The sequence below is a fragment of the Akkermansiaceae bacterium genome (assembly GCA_024233115.1).
Taxonomy (GTDB): Bacteria; Verrucomicrobiota; Verrucomicrobiia; order Verrucomicrobiales; family Akkermansiaceae; genus Oceaniferula.
In genome coordinates, this window is the sequence record JACKQB010000004.1 from 344,677 (window position 1) to 361,570 (window position 16,894).

The following is a 16,894-nucleotide window of genomic DNA, read 5'->3' on the forward strand; positions in this document are numbered from 1 at the left end:
CGGTGTTAAGTCACCGCACTCCAAGCCCCGGCAAGGATCTCCTTCAGGCGGTCGGGACCGGTGGCGCTTGTTTTGCAGAGGAAGCCGCTGTTGTGGGCGAAGTGGACATCACCGGCCGAGCCGATCCGGGTGAAGTCGAGTTGGGGATGGTCATTGAACCTTGCGAGACCAAACCCCTCACCCCGGCTATCGGGGTAGATGATGGCGGCTATTTCCTGATCCAGTCCGTTGACCAGGATATAGCGGGCAAGGCCGCCTGATGAATCGTCGATGCCCGTTTCCGTGCGCGGCAGGAAAAGAGCCTCGAAAGTCTCCCCGCCCGCAGTGATGGTCCAGCGTTCGACGTGTCGGGCCACGAAGTCGATTTTTTCCCTCACCCCTTTCAGGTAATCCAGCAGGTCTTCGCCGATGAAGCGCATGAGTTCGTAAACGGGGTCACCCGCTTGCAGTTGGTCCGATGGCGAGACACGTGCAAAACGAGTCAGCATCGAAATATCAATGGGTGAGCCCAGCTTGCCTATGACATCGCGCCCGACACCTAACCATTCGGCGGTTTTGTTAGGACCCCGACAATCAAACCACTCGGCAGGCTCCAACCAATCACAGAACAACCTGGCGTCATCGTAAAGACCGAGGTGTTTCAGGACCAGTGAGAGTGCACAGGTCGGGGTGTGGTCGCGCGGGAACTGGTGGTGGTCGAAGTTGTTGCACTCCGGCTCGTGCCGGTCGCCGGTATCAATGACGCAGACATGGGCATCGTTGAGTTCATCATCGGAAGGTTCTCGCCGCACGATCGGGGCTCCATGCAGGGCTACCATGATACTGCAGGCAAGAAAATCATCCTTATGCGCGCCGCCAGGATGGGTGATGATGGTGTGGATGGACATACGGGGCGCATCCATAGGGAGAGTGGACACTCCTGTCCACCTCAACCTTTATCGGCGTGCATCTTTAGTAACACGTGATAGATTGCCCAATATGAAAGTCGCGCTCATCCTGTTACTTTGCCTGGCGCAATTGGCACCTGGAATAGAGCGGATGATAGTCATTACCTATCTACAAGCCGAGCAAAAGGCGGGGCGTCAGCTGGATGTAATGCTGGAGTTCGGAACAGACCTCTGGGGCACGGACTTTTCCGACCTAGATCTAACGGGAGTGGACTTTTCTGGTTGTGAACTGGGCAGCTGCCTATTCCATCGGTCGATTCTGAAAAAAGCCCTTTTTCACGACGCCCATATTTATTTGGCGGAATTCCATGGGGCTGATCTCAGGGGGGCTGATTTTAGCATGTGCACGCTCGACCGGTGCAGCAATGGTGTCGGCACGGCCCTCGAAGGGAGCCGCCCCGACATGTCGGGGCACTTAAACCACACCCATTTCATGATTCCACCCGTCTGAAATTCGGTCAATACTCCGGTGATGAGAGTCATCGCCATTGCCCACCTAACAGCCATCGACCCCGCCAAGGCCGCCATCCTCAAACGCGTGGAGGTTTGAACGACCACCGCCAACAAACCGCGTAATTTTCCAATGGAAAAATCCAGGGCGTTTATTTTCTGCTAGACAGTGATTAAGGAATTGAGCAGATTCGCAGTGTAAGTTAAACACCTAGTTCGGCCGAAAACTAAGAATACCAATATGGACAATCCCCGATCTAAGAACGCCAAGGAATCTATTGATGCGTTTTATGACAGCATGATCGACCGAGCGCTTGCTTGCGAGATTGAAGGGTCGGAGATCATCATTGATCCCAAGGGCGAGCGCTACCCTATTAAGCTGGATAGCTGTGATACTCACGAGAAGCTTGTTGGCTGGATAGTTCATTTGAGTCGGAAGCGATGGATTACGGTTTTGCTGATTGAGATGTTCATTTTGACGGCTTACGATCACCACGACTTGGAGGCTCATCCGAAGCTACATCCACCCGGCACCTGACAAATTCGCCGCAGTACTCGCATACATACTCATCTTCTATGATGTAGTTCCCAATGGTCCGACAACCGCACCAACTGCACGCCCTCCCTAAACCAAGAAGCCGAACAAGGCGTGGGTTGCAACCGCCATCCCGCCGTGCGTTTACAGAAGGTCCGCGCGTTTACAGAAGGTCTGTCCCGTAGTAGCGGTCCCGTAGTAGCGAAAAGCACCATTTTAAAACAAGCTAGCCATCAATGATCTGTGACTAAAATGAAATCCGTAATAATACCACCGGGAATAACGGCAATCCAGAAAATCAACAAAGCCTATCAGTTTTTTTGTTTGACCCACCTCAACTTAACACAATACTATCCTCGTAATTAGATTGGGTATCCGCTCCCTGCTTAATCATCCTAAACGGTCAAGCATCTGTAAGCTCCTATTATCCGAGTCAACGAATAACACTGTTCGGCGAAGAATTGTCGCCCTCTCTTTTTTCACTATTATTTCTCATGACTATTATTGTTAAAACTAATGGCGAAGATGATTCGCACGAAGTAGTAGAAACGTCGTCTGGATTTAAATCTACTTCTTTTCCGCCTCCTGCTGTTGGTCGCAAATTTTTTCTAGACTCTCAGGAGATTGACATTCAGGAGATCGAAATGAAGGCGGAAGACAATCAAACCATGTATTACTATTCCTATCAAAACGCTGAATGATTATATCTCGATTCATTAGCTTATGATAATAACCCTCTTTAACTTGGACTCTCACTATATAATATCCCAATTTTGAGTCGGCATATTGAATATTATCGTTGATCGTTTCTTTTGATTTCGCGCATAACACGCGAATATCTCCGCATAAAATTTTTTCATGTATGGAGGCCGTCCAATTTGGAACAGTAACCAATACCGAACAAGCGGATGCACCCAACACCTTACCCGTTGACGAGTCAACGGGGTTGGTGGCTTGGGATTTTAGCTTGCTATCACCCCCGTTGTCGGTAAGGTGTGGGTGATCCTTGACGTTGGGCAAAAATTAGAAGACACGAATGCCAGACAAACCCGCAGACCACGCGCACGCAGCCGCTGAAAAAGTAATCACAAGCACGCATTCAGCGATTGATGCCGTAAATGCCTTCACGCAAAAGATATTCGTGACGCGAGGAGGTCGCATCGGAAGCGGCATGGGTAGTGTGGTCGAAGCGTTGTGGGGATTTCACGTAAATCGAATTCTGAAGGCTGAAGACGGCATCGACTACGAGCTTGGGTGGATCTACGGTCACGAATACAATGACTTCGCTTGTGTTTTGACGGACGAGGACTGGAATCCTGCAACAAAGGAGGGAGAGCTGTTCCGAATTGAAGTCAAATCCATGGTTGCTTCGGCGGACGAATCAAAAGCCCATTTTGACCGACTTCAGCACGAGTTCGCCCAGGACGAACTGCTTGCGGTTTTTCTCTGGGATTGGACGCAACTCGAAAAAGACTCGAAGAACGTTTACCCTGCAATACTCGACTATTTCGTCGGCTACGCGCTTCCGATCGCCAAGGTAAGAGATTCGTTGCATTTGGAGCGCGGCGGAACATTTGTGGCACGCGGAGCATGTCCAGATGGGTGCAGCGCTTCGCGCTGCGCCCATATTGGCGAGCCACTTAACGCTTCGGGCATCCGGGAAAGAAGGACTGGTCCAGACTCTTCAAGGGGTTCAGGTGTATCGTATGCCGCAAACTTTGGTGGGCTGCTCCGAATGCTTGGTTCACGGGGCAGCAAGGGGAAAGAAATCCTCAAACGGGAATACGCGTCAGACGCGACGAAAGCCCGTTTCATCGATTTCATGGCAAGGAACTTTCCGAGAGTCGCGAAAGCCATCAAGTGACTGCGTTGAGTAGACTACGAGAAAACCTCTTGAACAACTCGACTTCCTTCCCTCGATAGCGCTTCGATCTTTTGCAATAGTTCATGGCGCTGAGACCGAGCCTTCTCAATCTTGGCAACACACTCCATCTGGTAGGACAACGGTGGAACTGGAACCTTGATACCTAAAAGATCCTTCGATGAGATTCGGGGGAGCGCTGCGCCTCCTTGCATACGCGTGACGAGCTCAGTCACCATGTCAGACACTAGAATTTCCCGCAGGAATAGCGGGAGAACCATGTCTTTTTTTGGTTTTAAGACGACGAACTCTGTCGAGCAGAGCCCTTGCTTGTATTGCCCTTCCACGTAGAACGCTTTCCTGAGATAGGGACGAAGGCGTCCATAAAGAATGTCGCCTTCCTCGAACACCTTCGACCGAGATCGAACACTTTCCGCTGTAACAAGTTCAATCCCGTTACCGTCACCAGTGATAGGCTCGACATGTTCAAGTCCGATGTAGTAGAACTTTCCATCTACGTCGGCGGGGGCTGTTGCCTGCTTCGACTCAACGACTATTTCACTGATGGCAAGTAGTTCGAAGCGATCAGATTTGATCTCTGAGTCCGAATGAACGTGGAGGTCAGCTCTCCATTTTCCAACTTCTGTGAGGTCGGAGACCGATATAATTCTAGTTTTCATTACCAACCCTCCTTTCTGAGGAATTCCGACGCTACCTTGACCGCCTTCTCTGCTTCCGAGCCACCTGTGTCTCTGCCAGACGCATCGTATCCAAGGCTATCAATTCGAATCATGCAAACCTTGGCATTCGGCTCAGATTTTTCACCCGGCCTAAGCTTCCGTCCAAAAAGCACCCCGCTTCGAACGTTGGCACCGAAAGGCGCGAATGTCTCGTTTGGAAGGTCGATCACAATTCGAATTGCGAGATGATTCGAAAGCCATTCTCTAACGTGCTTACACGATTCAGCACTAAAGACACTCTCTGGAAGAACGATTCCGATACGCCCACCAGGTCGCAGGAACTGAATTGCCCGCTCTAATCCGACGATTTCGAGAGGAACCTTTTTCCGATTCTCAGAAAGCTCGAAATGCCCAAGAGCAGAAAATGCCTCCACGCCAAGAATTGATCCAAAAGGTGGATTCGTGAGAATTAGGTCGAAACTTTCGGGCTTGATATCGGGGTAGTTGCGGAAGTCCAAAAGCGCATCGGTGCATCGAATGTTTGAATGACCATCCCCATTCAATCGCATATCGGTCATAGCTACCCGAGTCATTCGGTCACTCTTTTCAATCCCGTGCAGCTTTCCGAATGCGAACTCATGATACTCCTTCGTGTGATCCGATGCCGAATGCCGCACGTGAGCAAGAGACTCGGTTAGGAAGTGGCCTGAACCGCAGAAAGGATCAAGGACGAGATCTGAACTGGATGGGCTAGTGATGCCGACCATTAAACGGCAGACTGGCACTGGCGTGAAGTATTGACCCATGCCTGAACGCACTGACTTCGTGAGGACTTTTTGGAATGCCCGTCCCTTAAGATCGGCATCCGTTCGAGAGAGTGAAAAGTCTTCGATTTGCTGAAAGGCTTTAACTAGAGCCGCGCTTGAGAGGAAGATCGGCAGATTGAACACGCCTCGGGAACGTTCGTATTCTGGAATTTTCAGCCGATACACTCGGAGATCATAATCAATGGCCTCTCGGTAAAGCCCTCTGAGACAAGATGCATATTCTTCTACAGTGCCGAATGACGCTGTCTTGACGGGAGAAAAAGGCAGACTGCCCGCTTGCTCCTCAAGATGAGATTTCAGGTAGAGGAGCTTGCAGAGTTCTTCTAGTGCGGCATCGGCGTGGAGCCCGTCGATATCCCGCATTACCGAGTGAATTTCGAAGAATAGGTCTTCAAGCTTATTCGTGATCGGAATCAGCTTTGAATCTTCGCGTTCACCCTTCGTTTTGTATTCGCCAGAGTCTTCGAACAAGCGCATCTCGCCACCCGCGGAACCTTTGTAATAATATTCGATGCCTTTGACGGCTTCGAATTCACTATCGCGAAAGCGTCTTCTGAATGTGTCGAAATCTTCTGCTTCTTGATCGAAGAAGGCCACAGTTCCGATGGTTTCTGTCGCCAACGCATAATCGAAAGCGCACTGGCGAAGCGCTTTCGTAGCTTTGGCTCCGGACGCCACAAAGAGAACGAATGGAGCCCCGGCGTAAACCTCGAAGCAAAGTGCGTTGTCGCGGATGCCTCCATGGTCTTCGCCAATCGTGAGAATCTTCGTGCGACCATCGAAGTCAGCCGCCTTGTAGAAGAATTTGTCTTGTAGGGTCTGGCGCAGGGTTTGGAGCGCAGGATTTGCGATCTTCTTCATTGTGACGCCTGTCATAAATCACGCGACGTCCGTCGTCAAGAAGAATATTCTCATCATTTGAACACTCCCCACGGGAACAACCAATGCCCAACAAGGCGCTGGAGAGCAACCTGCGCCCCGCCCCGAGTTGACGCGCTCAGGCGGATCGTGCAGCTTTCGTGTTGGCCGACCGCGCTCTCGTGCGCAGGTGCCTCAGCTTTGACGTTGATATGGCTGATGATTTGTCAAGTGGGTGTTCTTATATTTATCTAACATGGTTATGGTAGGGTTGCGATGCTGAGGGTGACGGCAGAATAGAAGCGGGGAACTTGCGGGCGTGGTGTGCATTTCGCGCAGACGTGGTATGCAATAATGCGCGAGCATTATGGACGCAGCGCAGCGAAGCCCGAAGGGTGAAGACAGGCAATGCCCTGCCTGTCTGAATCAAATATGCGAGGACTGGCCGTGCCCTCCGTAGTCTTGACGAAGGAGGGGGTTACCTCAGTTTTTTGTCTTCACCGGTGGCCTTTGACTCTCTCTCGAATCGAGCGCTCATCCCGCTTTCGCGAAACTAGCTCATAACGTCATCGAGTGCCGGCCTTGCGCCTGTTTGTTGATTGTCGCTGTTCCCCGCCTCTGTTCTGCCGTCGGGTTTGTTGATGGGTTTGTCTTTTTCTTTTTGGGTGTGGAGGTCTCGTCTCCTCCCTGGAGGCGGTCTTTGTTTTTTCAAACCGCCCCCCGCCCGGGATTGGGGCGGTTTTAAAAAATGAAGTCTGCCGGCGGTCTAATGGCTCTGCATGGTGGCTGCGGATGACCCGGGTATGGCAAGTCCGCACTTGTTTTGAAGTTCCCAGATGAAGGCCGCAAGCTCGCGGGCGACCGCCACCACGCATTTGGAGTCGCGCATTCCCCGTGCCCGCAGTGTGCGGTAACGTTTGCAGAGCCTGTTCTGCATACGCCACGAGAGCGCTTTGACTTCCTTGCACTGCCCAATTTGGCGCGTGGTGAGGGCTCCACTTATTTTGGGTGCCCGGCGGAAGTGCTGGGCACACTCCACCAGCATCCAGCGGACGTGGGCATTGCCGCATTTGGTGATGCCTCCCTGCCGCCGTTTTGACCCGCTGCTGTGTTCTCCCGGAACCAGGCCGAGGAAAGCCATCAACTTGCGCGGGTGTTCGAAGCGGCGCAGGTCGCCGAGTTCACTGACGACGGTCATGGCGGCCACTTCCTGGAAGCCTTTGAAAGCCATCAGTGCGCGCACCACGGGCTCCCATTCCCAGTCGGGGAGCAGTTGCTTGAGTTTGTCGGTGAGGCGCGTGACGCGCTCAATGCAGGTGTCGATGGCCTGCATGTATTCCTCCAACACAACCTTGTGGGCGTCGTTGGGCAGGGTGAGATCGCGCAGGTATCGCATGTGCGCGGGCGTCCATTTGCTTTTCCCGGAGTAGCTGAAACCGATTCGCAGAAGAAAGGAGTTGAGCCGCTGCTTGGCGCGGGCGAGGTCGTCGGAGGCGTCGGTGCGGGCGCGGCAGACGTCGCGCACGGCCTCGTCCAGGGCGGGCGGGATACGCACCGGGGAATCGAGTGGGCGAGATGGACAGGAGCACAGCGACGTGCTCCGTAGGAGTGCGACCGGAGGGGAGCATCAAATGTCACCGTTGCGGAAAGCCCTGGCAATGAGCTTGGCGTCGCGTTTGTCGGTCTTGATTTTCTCATTGGGTCTACGTTCGGTTTTGGAGGGTGCCATGACAGTGCAGTCGACCCCGAGCTGGATGAGCCTGCGGGCGAGAACGAAACCGGTCGGCCCGGCCTCGTAACAAACCTTGAGGTCCCGGAGTTTGACTCCGAACTGTTTGGCGAGTTTGCGTAGGACACGCTCAACCGCGAGGTTGCTGCCGCCGCATTCCCCGTAATAAACGGCTTCACTGCGGGAGCCGCTGAAAGTGTGGGCGATGGCGATTGTTTCCTTGTGGACATCGAGTCCGATGTAGTATGTTTTGTTCATGGTGTTATCGTTGTTTGCTTTTGTTAATGACGCTAACGCGCTTAATATGCGGCTCTGCTCCTACCGGATTAGCCCGCGAGAAACGCGGCAGCGGTAACACCGTCAACTTAACCATTACCGGCTGAATCACCACGAGCTTCAGCCATATAATCTCGCCTACATTCTGGAATCGAGCCCAGCAGCAAGCAACGGCATGAGGAAGCTTCTCTGCGGCCTGATTCCTGACCTAGCTGCGCTCAAGTTCAGGACACAGGAGGCAGAAGGTGTAATCCGGCCTGACATGTGGGGCTACGAAGGGAACGAACCTCGGGTGTTCATCGAGAACAAGTTCTGGGCGGGTTTGACCGAGAATCAGCCCGTCAATTACCTCAAGCAACTGGCGACATACTCAAGACCCTCAATCTTACTCGTCGTTGCGCCGACGCCACGCCAGCATACGATCTGGGCAGAGCTTCAGCGGCGCGTGTTCGATTCAGGACTTTCACTCGACGGCCTACAGGATGCAGTCGGCATCCATTCCTCCGCACGGACGAGCATTGGCCCTATTCTGGCAGTCACCTCTTGGGACAATGTGCTTTCGGCGTTGGAGCATGAGACTATTGATGATCCCGAAGCCAGAGGGGACTTGGTTCAGTTGCGATCCCTGTGTGACGCTGCTGATCTCGATGCCTTCTCCCCCCTGTCGCGAGAGGAGCTTTCCGATCAGAGATCACCTGCCTTAGTTCTCCAGTTGAACGCAATTTGGGAGGAGGCGTCCACACTGGGTGTCACGAGAGGCATTATCGATCACAAGGGCACAAGACCCCAAGCATCCTCAGAGAGAATTGGTCGTTATACCTACTTTGCAGGCAACGCCGACGAAGACAACCAGGCCGGTGCTTGGTTTGGCCTCCACTTTCGCCTGTGGAAGAAGCACGGCATTACCCCACTGTGGGCTGTTTTTAGCCCATCGAGTTGGGGGCAGGCCGATGCAGTGCAGGCAGCATTGGAGTCATGGGCATCGAAGGAGGGGATTTTCACTTCGACCGATACGGATGGCAGCTTTGTTGTCGCTTTCGATCTCCCACCAGCCGAAGAGAAGGATGCTGTCGTTGAGGCCATATTGGAGCGTTTCGATATGATGCGCCAGTGCTGGTTATCCCGTGCGCAGGCCGCTACCGAATCAATCGACCATGAATGACCCCGTTCCATTTCCACCAGACCTTCAAGAGTTTATAGACAGCGTCAAGTGGACGTTTGCCAAGACATACGCGGCGACGTGGCCCCACGAGTATATTGTCCGTGAGCGAGTGGACGAAGGTCTTTTTGTGGATCTTGTCCACAACATCAGAGCGCATGGCTACGAGGCGAGATTCTACAGGAAGCCGATCACCTATTTTGATGAAGCTGGCTTGGTTTATTGGACGATGGGTGAGCCCGTCGAGGTCACCACTATCATCAACCGATGTCGGACAGACCAGACATACGAGTATCGGTTGAAGCACGGCACGCTGCCAGAGCAAATCAAGAAAGCCGAATCGGGTAGGCGGGAGGTTTTAACTCCCGCCCCCCACACCACCGACCATCCCGCAGGCACGGGAGCACGGCGGTTCCTAGTTGCCTCTTGTTAGCCTGCGGGGCTTTTCGGCCCGTTAGGGTAACAACCGACCGAAGGGAGATAGCCCATCGTTTACAGAAGGTCTGTCCCGTAGTAGCGTTCGTAGCATGTGCACGCTCAACCGGTGTAGCAATGGTGTCGGCACGGCTCTCGAAGGGAGCCGCCCCGACATGTCGGGGCACTTAAACCACACCCATTTCGTGATTCCACCCGTCTGAAATTCGGTCAATACTCCGGTGATGAGAGTCATCGCCATCCACACCGGCATTGCCAACCTGGTGCAAAAATGGGCGCCGGACGAGGCCACCGTGGAGGGCATCATCTACGTCCAGTCCCACCGCACCGCCATCGCCATCGCCCACCTGACAGCCAGCGACCCCGCCAAGGCCGCCGTCCTCAAACGCGTGGAGGTTTGAACGACCACCGCCCACAAACCACGTGATTTTCCAATGGAAAAATCCAGGGCGTTTATTTTCTGCTAGACAGTGATAAAGGAATTGAGCAGATTCACAGTGTAAGTTAAACACCTAGTTAGCCTAAAAATATGCAGCACATTAAACTAAAGACGATCAATCTGAAGACTCACCCTACCCTTGATGAGCGGTGGCTGCAGACTGTGATTGCGGATGACCCTTCGATTATTGGTTTGGGCGATGTGGTTGTGAAGGACAAGGAACGGATTCACCGCGGTCTCGGTCGCCTCGATTTGCTTCTCCAAGACGAGGAGGGACATGGGCGTTACGAAGTTGAGATTCAGCTAGGAGCGTCCGACGAATCCCACATTATTCGCACCTTGGAATACTGGGATATAGAGAAGCGTAAGTTTCCGCAATACGATCATATAGGCGTGATCATCGCTGAGGATATCACCAGCCGATTTCTCAATGTCATAAGTCTATTCAACGGATTTATACCACTCATGGCGATTCAGGTGACTGCCATCGAGACGCCGGAAGGCGTGGGTTTGCAGTTCACCAAGGTTTTGGATACCGTTCGCCTTGGATACGCTGATGACGATGAAGAGACAGCCGAGCCTACCGACCGAAATTACTGGGAGACCAAGCGCGGCACGAAGCAAACGGTAGCGATGGCAGACCAGCTTTGCGAGATCACCCAGGCTTTTGCTCCTTCTGCACAGCTTAATTACAACAAGCATTATGTTGGATTCATGATCGACGGAAGATCTATGAATTTCGCTGTGTTGCGTCCGCGCAAGAGTGCTTTGAATGCAGATATTCGGCTTCCTCAATCAGAAGAGATGGACAAGGCAATAGCGGATGCCAACCTCGACATTCTGGATTACGATAAGCGTTGGGGTGCATACCGCATCAAATTGAGCAAGAAGGATATAGAGTCTCATAAGGAGCTGATCGGTGATCTACTCAAGCAAGCCTTTGACCAACGTAGGGGCTAACAATGCGCAGCAGACCAACCCCATACCCGCCTCGCAGTCAAGTTTCCTCTAACTACAACCATTAACTCGTTCATCATCGCCCGCCCTCGGTAGGGGTTGGCTGCGCTATGACGTTGATACCTTATGGCTACACTATCAATACGAGTTCCAGATTCACTTCACAGCGCGATTAAAGATCTCGCCTTGAAGGAGGGGTATTCCATGAACCAGTTTCTTATTACTGCCGCCGCAGAGAAGTTGTCGTCACTGGACACAGTCGATTATCTACGTTCGCGTGCCGATCGTGCCGATTTAGAAGCATTTGACCGGATCATGGGCAAGGTTCCCTCCGCCCCACCTGATCCCGGCGATGAACTCCCCCCGAACTACAAAAAGAAAAGGCGCAGCAGGCCAACGCCCTACCCACCGAGCAGTCAAGATTAGCGTTAACTTCAACCATGAATCCGTTCACCCCAGCTCGCCCTCGCTAGGGGGGGGTGGCTGTACTAGCGCATTCGCCCGAAATAATGATGAGCACCTATCCAAAGACATTCTCCCACATCGGAATCTCAGTCCCGAACCTCGAGGAGGCGGTAGCGTTCTACGAGAACGTCATGGGCTGGTATACGATCATGAAACCGACGGTTGTGAAAGAGGAGTCCGAGACCGCTATTGGCAAGATGTGTATTGATGTGTTTGGCGAAGGCTGGGACTCCTTCAAGATCGCTCACGTATCCACCGGCGACAAGATCGGGATCGAGATGTTTGAGTTCAAGAACAATGAGAAGCCGAAGGAATTCGAGTATTGGAAGACCGGCACCTTTCACTTTTGTGTGCAGGACCCCAATATTGAGGTTCTGGTCAAAAAGATCGTCGCAAACGGCGGCAAGCAGCGGATGCCCATACGGGAATACTATCCGAACGAAAAACCATTCAAGATGGTGTATGTGGAGGATCCCTTTGGCCTGGTATTCGAGATCTACACCCATAGTTATGAGCTGACGTATTCAGCAGGCGCATACTGATTTGGCTAACAAGAAGCCGCAACCAAGCTGCCGCCCGCGACGCGTCGACGCCGACGCCATCGCCCACCTAACAGACAGCGACCCCGCCAAGGCCACCATTTTGAAACGGGTGGAGATGTGATGGATGCTGCGGTTTTGCCGACAACTTGACACCACCATGCCAAACCATATCCTGAGTCCTATGAAACACTGCATTCTCCCTGCCCTACTGCTGACATTCATACCGTACCTCCGAGCGGAAACACCGGAATCGGCACGGCCATACAAGGCATTTAAGGCCGACGGAAAAATCTCAACTGCCTATGCCGTGCAATATAGAAATTCACTCTGTATTGTCGCCAGCAGGGACACGTCCGCAGGTGGAAAAAACACGCGCTTCAGTGATGAAGCTGGGGCGGATTTTTTTTGTTATCGAATAATGTTAGAATAGAAGTGACTACATAATCTGTTAGCGTTGTTTTTCAACAAAAAAGAACAATGCGAGAACCATATAGCCACTTCTGTGAAGAAGACCGTAACGTAATCTACCGAATGAAGAAAGCCAAATATAGCCAGGCTGAGATAGCCGGGGCAATAGGCGCAACCCAAGGCTCAATCAGCAAGGAGCTTTCGCGAAACAGCGGGGAAAAGGGGTATCGACCCAAGCAGGCGCATCAGAAAGCGACTAAAAGGAAAAGAGAGAAGCCCAGCCGGCCCATGGTGGTGGTCGGCAAGGTAGAGGAGGAGGTCATTGAGAGGCTTGGCAAAAAGCACAGCCCCAAGCAAATCAGCGGCAAGCTGCACAAGCAGGGGGTTTTTGTGAGCACGGAGGCAATTTACCAGTATGTCATTGAGGACAAGCGCAACGACGGAGAGCTCTACAAGCATCTTCGGATCAGCGGGAAAAGGCGTTACAAGAGACGAGTCAAAGACAAGAGGAAGGGAAAAATACTCAATCGCAGGGGGATCGAAAAGAGGCCGCCGGCAGTGGATGGAAGGGATCGTTACGGTGACTGGGAGGCGGACTTGATCGAGGGAAGGAAGGGCACGGGGTATTTTCTAAGCCTTTACGAGCGGAAAAGCCACTTGGGGCTACTTGTGCACATGGATCGGAAGGGGGCAAAAGGAACGGCCGGGGCGATTGTAGGGGCACTGGGGGGATACCGGGTGAGAACACTGACCTATGATAACGGGCTGGAATTTGCCTTGCACGGGGAAGTGGATGAGAAGCTGGGATCAAAGGCGTATTTTTGCAATCCGTATCACTCCTGGGAAAAAGGAGGCGTGGAAAACTACAACGGACTCGTGAGGCAATATTATCCCAAAGGGAGTTCATTGGAAGGGGTTGACGCGGAAGAGCTGGCTGAAGTCGTTGCGGAAATTAACGAGCGGCCAAGAGAAACGCTGGGCTTCAAGTCTCCATCAGAACTGGAGCATTACCTGCTGAAAAACTAAGGAGAAAAGCAAGTAATCAGGGGGGAGGGTTTCCGGAATTTTTGAGAATTTTCTGGCTTGCCCCTCACTCCGCTACGCTTCGTATCGGCGCAAGCCAGAAAATTCTCAAAAATTGGAACAAATCAGTTGCAAATCCCCCCCTCCAAACTAGTCATGGGTCAACGCGAACAGCAATGCAGGCTTCGTCCTAACATTTATTCGATAACAGTTAGAAACTGCCTGGTGAAAAACTGGCCTCCAAACCAAAAATCTTCCAACTTCCGCGCACCAGTGTGTTTATCCACCCCGGAAAGAAATCCGGCGATGTATTGCCATACGATGCCGCGTTCCGGCTCAAAGCGGGGCACCGCCTTGTCGCCATTCACCCGGACGGGCGGAGGGACGAGGGCACGCTGTTATTCAGTGCCGCTACAGCAGATGCATACACGACCACCATGGGGTCCATTACCCTAACTGTGCTCACCCGCACCAAGGAGTACCAGGACAGACTGCCCGCAGGATGTCCGGTACTCGATACGCAGACCGGCAGAGTGGTAGGAACGCTTGTGACAAACTGGTCGTCCAGAAAACCCTACGAACCCTACCAGGCAAGTGACCATTATTATTTTCCACCCGATCCCGCAAAGGCTTACCGTCAATGGCTGCAACGCGTCTGCAAGTGGGCCGAAATCGAGTAGCTGGCGATCTTCGTTAGAGCCTTGCCAGAAGGAAATACCACGGCGGGTAATCTGGAGAAGACTGCTATTCTTATTTTCCCACCTTCTGACCGAGCATTTTCTCGTAGAGGTGGATGTAAGCGGCGGCGGTGGTGCTGTGGTTGAAACGTTCCGCTGACTCGCGCATGATCCGGGAGAGCGTGGCTTCTTTTTCCTCGTAGGAGCGGCGGTAGAAGCCGACGGCCTCGTCGACCGCCCAGCGCAGGCCTGCGGAGCTGTAATGCTGGAAACGGAAGCCGTTGCCCATGGAGCAATCGTGGTGCATGTGCTCCACCGTATCGTGGATACCACCGGTATCGTGGACCACGGAGAGGGTGCCGTATTTCGGGCTGACCATCTGGGGCAGGCCACACGGCTCGAAGCGGGACGGCATGATCATGAAATCAGAACCGGCGTAGCCGAGGCGTGAGAAGTCTTCGTCAAAGTCACAAACCGCCACGCGCCCCTGTAGATTGTGCATTTTGACAATATTGTGGAAGTGTTTTTGGAACGAGCCATTGGCGATAATCGCAACCTGCAGGCCGATGTCGGAGTAGTCGGCAACCAACTGATAGAGGATGTCGGCCAGGAGTTGGCATCCTTTTTGCATCGGGTCCAGGCGGGACGGCCAGAAGAAGATGGGGGCATTGGGGTCCACATTGAGTCCGCAGCGTTCTTGCAGTTTCTGTTTGTTGATCGCCTTCCCTTCCATGACGTTTTCATGGTCATACTTAAATGCGAGAGCCGTATCAGTGGTCGGGTCATACGAAACGTCCGGCGCATTCAGAATACCTGTTGCACAACCGGCGTAGAGCTTGCTGGAGAGCTCGTTGCGGATGGAATCGGGGACAAAGCTGTGTTTGCCCTCGACGACTTCATAGAGGAAGGTGGTACTCACCGTGTTGACGTGATCGGCGGCAAAGATACCGCTGGCGAGCAGGTCGGTGAAGTTTCCTTCACGTGATTGCTCATAGGAATACGGAGGGTTTTCGAAGTAGAGGTGGTTCCAGAACTCGGCGGCATCGATCCCGCGGTCCTCGATTTCCGCCATGGAGACTTTCTCCGTGTGGATGTTGTGAATGGTAATCAGGCAGGGGATGTTGTTACGTCTTGCAACGGCGGGAATCAGCCCCGTCATCCAGTCGTTACAGTGAATCAGGTCCGGCTTCACGCGCGGGATGATGTGGTTACAGACCTCGCGCATGAATGCGAGCGCCATCCGCAGGTTTTCGCCAGCGTAGACTTCGTCGCGGTGATAGAAAATCCGGTCCTCGGCGAGGTGGATGCGGTCTTTGCCGAGGTTGTCCCTGACGCGTTGGTATTCGCGGTCGTGGATATTTTTCACCCCCTCGTTAAACATCCTGCGGTAGTTGGGAAGGGCCACGTGAACGTCAGCCCCTTGATCGTAAAGAGCGCTCACCAGGGAGGCGGACACATCGGCCATACCGCCGGCCTTGGCGCTGAGCCGCTGGGACATGTTACCCATCCCCTCGGGGAGATAGGTGATCTCGGGGGTTACGACAAGAATGGTTGGCTTGGCCACACGCGCTGCCTCCAGTGCGACGTTGAAGGCTGTCTTTTCCTTGACGCCGCTCGCGGCACCCGTAGCAGCCGCAGCCATTTGTTTTTCCAGTTCAGTTAATGGACGGGGGGGGTCATTTTTCGCAGTCATATCCGATTTAAAGATTTCGGATACATTCTTAGGGGCATTCAACCGATCTAGCAAGGATGATGTGGTCTCATTCTGTCATTGTAACAAAAGAACAGATCGCACCGCAATGATGGGACGGCGGGACAGGGAAGCGACGGCCCAAGCTGGCCGGCGCTAGTTCTTTTTCCGGGCAAGTTCCTCGTCGCTGCGGGACTTGGCCCAATCGTAGTATTCCTTGGCATCGATGACCTCCATGCTGCCCTTCATGTTGGCGTGTGCCTCACCACAAAGCTGGGCACAGACGACATAGGTTTCCATTTTCTCGACCGGTTTGAACCACATGGGGATTTCCTTACCCGGGATGCAGTCCTGCTGGATACGCATGGGAACGATGGCAAAGTTATGGATCACGTCCTTGGAAGTCACCTGGAGGATGCTATTGCGGCCTACCGGCAGGCGGAGGATCGAGGTGGAGATGAAGTCGTCCTCGCCGTTGGGGTCAGCGGGATCGATTCCCAGGGTGTTGTCACCAGTGATCAGCGAGTTGTCTGTACGACCAAATACACCGTCGTTGCCGGGATAGTGGTAAATCCAGCTGTATTGCTGGCCAATGACACGCACGCGGGGAGCGTCGGGGTCGTTGGCGACCACACGGTCAAAGGTATCCGTACGTTCGGCCCAGAGCGGGAAGGCAAAACCGAGCAGGAAAACGGCCTCCACGATGATCACCCCTATTTCCAGGTGGGTGGAGACGTGGTTTTTCACACCGGTATAGGATGCGGTGGGGTTACGCTTGTGCCAGAACTTGAACAAGGCGACAAAAAAGAAAATCGTCCAGCCGACAAACAGAACCAGCATCAACCAGTGGATGACGGAGTTCATCTGGTCGACTTGTTCACCGTGTTGGGAGCCGTTGGCGGGGAGACCTAATAAATCGAGGATAGACATAAGAAT

16 protein-coding genes and 2 pseudogenes are annotated in these 16,894 nt (G+C 53.2%); 12 read left to right on the forward strand and 6 right to left on the reverse strand.

All coding sequences use genetic code 11. The annotated features are described in order from the left end of the window. Positions 1-5: 5 nt before the first annotated feature. Positions 6-887: an MYG1 family protein gene (locus H7A51_12460; protein MCP5537025.1), complete on the reverse strand. Its 882-nt coding sequence runs from the start codon at positions 885-887 to the stop codon at positions 6-8. 91 nt (positions 888-978) lie between these two features. Between H7A51_12460 and H7A51_12465 the strand changes: the two genes are divergently transcribed. From H7A51_12465 to H7A51_12480, 4 genes are all read left to right on the forward strand, one after another. After that, positions 979-1,398, forward strand: coding sequence for a pentapeptide repeat-containing protein (locus H7A51_12465; GenBank protein ID MCP5537026.1), 420 nt, complete (start codon positions 979-981; stop codon positions 1,396-1,398). Between the two features lie 240 nt (positions 1,399-1,638). Then, positions 1,639-1,935, forward strand: coding sequence for a hypothetical protein (locus tag H7A51_12470; protein MCP5537027.1), 297 nt, complete (start codon positions 1,639-1,641; stop codon positions 1,933-1,935). Between the two features lie 491 nt (positions 1,936-2,426). Further along, a complete protein-coding gene (locus H7A51_12475; protein MCP5537028.1) occupies positions 2,427-2,633 on the forward strand; it encodes a hypothetical protein in 207 nt (68 codons plus the stop codon). Between the two features lie 335 nt (positions 2,634-2,968). Beyond that, positions 2,969-3,796: a hypothetical protein gene (locus H7A51_12480; protein MCP5537029.1), complete on the forward strand. Its 828-nt coding sequence runs from the start codon at positions 2,969-2,971 to the stop codon at positions 3,794-3,796. A 14-nt stretch (positions 3,797-3,810) separates the two neighbouring features. Here the strand turns inward: H7A51_12480 and H7A51_12485 are convergent, their stop codons facing one another. The 3 genes and pseudogenes from H7A51_12485 to H7A51_12495 form a co-directional block, all read right to left on the reverse strand. After that, positions 3,811-4,473: a restriction endonuclease subunit S gene (locus H7A51_12485; protein ID MCP5537030.1), complete on the reverse strand. Its 663-nt coding sequence runs from the start codon at positions 4,471-4,473 to the stop codon at positions 3,811-3,813. Next, positions 4,473-6,161 carry an SAM-dependent DNA methyltransferase gene (locus tag H7A51_12490; GenBank protein MCP5537031.1) on the reverse strand — a complete coding sequence of 563 codons (1,689 nt, stop codon included), beginning with the start codon at positions 6,159-6,161 and terminating at the stop codon, positions 4,473-4,475. The genes H7A51_12485 and H7A51_12490 overlap by 1 nt, the downstream gene beginning before the upstream one ends. A 763-nt stretch (positions 6,162-6,924) precedes the next feature. Next, positions 6,925-8,145 (reverse strand): annotated as a pseudogene (locus H7A51_12495) (IS110 family transposase). A 193-nt stretch (positions 8,146-8,338) separates the two neighbouring features. Here H7A51_12495 and H7A51_12500 point away from each other — a divergent pair. From H7A51_12500 to H7A51_12535, 8 genes and pseudogenes are all read left to right on the forward strand, one after another. Further along, entirely contained in the window at positions 8,339-9,325 is a 987-nt protein-coding gene (locus H7A51_12500; GenBank protein MCP5537032.1) for a hypothetical protein, read from the forward strand. Further along, positions 9,318-9,644 (forward strand): annotated as a pseudogene (locus tag H7A51_12505) (hypothetical protein). The gene H7A51_12500 and the pseudogene H7A51_12505 overlap by 8 nt, the downstream one beginning before the upstream one ends. A 337-nt stretch (positions 9,645-9,981) precedes the next feature. After that, positions 9,982-10,158: a hypothetical protein gene (locus H7A51_12510; GenBank protein MCP5537033.1), complete on the forward strand. Its 177-nt coding sequence runs from the start codon at positions 9,982-9,984 to the stop codon at positions 10,156-10,158. A gap of 128 nt (positions 10,159-10,286) precedes the next feature. Further along, on the forward strand, positions 10,287-11,156 hold the full coding sequence (locus H7A51_12515) for a hypothetical protein (protein ID MCP5537034.1): 870 nt from the start codon (positions 10,287-10,289) through the stop codon (positions 11,154-11,156). Between the two features lie 123 nt (positions 11,157-11,279). Then, positions 11,280-11,579, forward strand: a complete 300-nt coding sequence (locus tag H7A51_12520; protein ID MCP5537035.1) for a toxin-antitoxin system HicB family antitoxin — start codon at positions 11,280-11,282, stop codon at positions 11,577-11,579. Between the two features lie 86 nt (positions 11,580-11,665). Further along, the gene (locus H7A51_12525; GenBank protein ID MCP5537036.1) at positions 11,666-12,160 is read left to right on the forward strand and encodes a lactoylglutathione lyase family protein; all 495 of its coding nucleotides are present in this window, start codon (positions 11,666-11,668) and stop codon (positions 12,158-12,160) included. 531 nt (positions 12,161-12,691) lie between these two features. Beyond that, positions 12,692-13,594 (forward strand): IS30 family transposase, encoded by a 903-nt coding sequence (locus H7A51_12530; GenBank protein ID MCP5537037.1) that lies wholly within the window; start codon positions 12,692-12,694, stop codon positions 13,592-13,594. Between the two features lie 272 nt (positions 13,595-13,866). Next, positions 13,867-14,271, forward strand: a complete 405-nt coding sequence (locus H7A51_12535) for a hypothetical protein (protein MCP5537038.1) — start codon at positions 13,867-13,869, stop codon at positions 14,269-14,271. Between the two features lie 70 nt (positions 14,272-14,341). On the opposite strand, the gene H7A51_12540 is transcribed toward H7A51_12535, so the two are convergent. Both H7A51_12540 and H7A51_12545 read right to left on the reverse strand, forming a co-directional pair. Further along, entirely contained in the window at positions 14,342-15,910 is a 1,569-nt protein-coding gene (locus H7A51_12540; GenBank protein ID MCP5537039.1) for a glycogen/starch synthase, read from the reverse strand. A gap of 204 nt (positions 15,911-16,114) precedes the next feature. Continuing rightward, positions 16,115-16,888: a cytochrome c oxidase subunit II gene (locus H7A51_12545; GenBank protein MCP5537040.1), complete on the reverse strand. Its 774-nt coding sequence runs from the start codon at positions 16,886-16,888 to the stop codon at positions 16,115-16,117. Positions 16,889-16,894 lie beyond the last annotated feature (6 nt).

Bases quoted from the DNA above. Each gene is read 5' to 3' on its own strand.
- H7A51_12460 (MCP5537025.1), bottom strand. From the start codon at position 887: ATGTCCATCCACACCATCATCACCCATCCTGGCGGCGCGCATAAGGAT.
- H7A51_12465 (MCP5537026.1), top strand. From the start codon at position 979: ATGAAAGTCGCGCTCATCCTGTTACTTTGCCTGGCGCAATTGGCACCT.
- H7A51_12470 (MCP5537027.1), top strand. From the start codon at position 1,639: ATGGACAATCCCCGATCTAAGAACGCCAAGGAATCTATTGATGCGTTT.
- H7A51_12475 (MCP5537028.1), top strand. From the start codon at position 2,427: ATGACTATTATTGTTAAAACTAATGGCGAAGATGATTCGCACGAAGTA.
- H7A51_12480 (MCP5537029.1), top strand. From the start codon at position 2,969: ATGCCAGACAAACCCGCAGACCACGCGCACGCAGCCGCTGAAAAAGTA.
- H7A51_12485 (MCP5537030.1), bottom strand. From the start codon at position 4,473: ATGAAAACTAGAATTATATCGGTCTCCGACCTCACAGAAGTTGGAAAA.
- H7A51_12490 (MCP5537031.1), bottom strand. From the start codon at position 6,161: ATGAAGAAGATCGCAAATCCTGCGCTCCAAACCCTGCGCCAGACCCTA.
- H7A51_12500 (MCP5537032.1), top strand. From the start codon at position 8,339: ATGAGGAAGCTTCTCTGCGGCCTGATTCCTGACCTAGCTGCGCTCAAG.
- H7A51_12510 (MCP5537033.1), top strand. From the start codon at position 9,982: ATGAGAGTCATCGCCATCCACACCGGCATTGCCAACCTGGTGCAAAAA.
- H7A51_12515 (MCP5537034.1), top strand. From the start codon at position 10,287: ATGCAGCACATTAAACTAAAGACGATCAATCTGAAGACTCACCCTACC.
- H7A51_12520 (MCP5537035.1), top strand. From the start codon at position 11,280: ATGGCTACACTATCAATACGAGTTCCAGATTCACTTCACAGCGCGATT.
- H7A51_12525 (MCP5537036.1), top strand. From the start codon at position 11,666: ATGAGCACCTATCCAAAGACATTCTCCCACATCGGAATCTCAGTCCCG.
- H7A51_12530 (MCP5537037.1), top strand. From the start codon at position 12,692: ATGAAGAAAGCCAAATATAGCCAGGCTGAGATAGCCGGGGCAATAGGC.
- H7A51_12540 (MCP5537039.1), bottom strand. From the start codon at position 15,910: ATGGCTGCGGCTGCTACGGGTGCCGCGAGCGGCGTCAAGGAAAAGACA.
- H7A51_12545 (MCP5537040.1), bottom strand. From the start codon at position 16,888: ATGTCTATCCTCGATTTATTAGGTCTCCCCGCCAACGGCTCCCAACAC.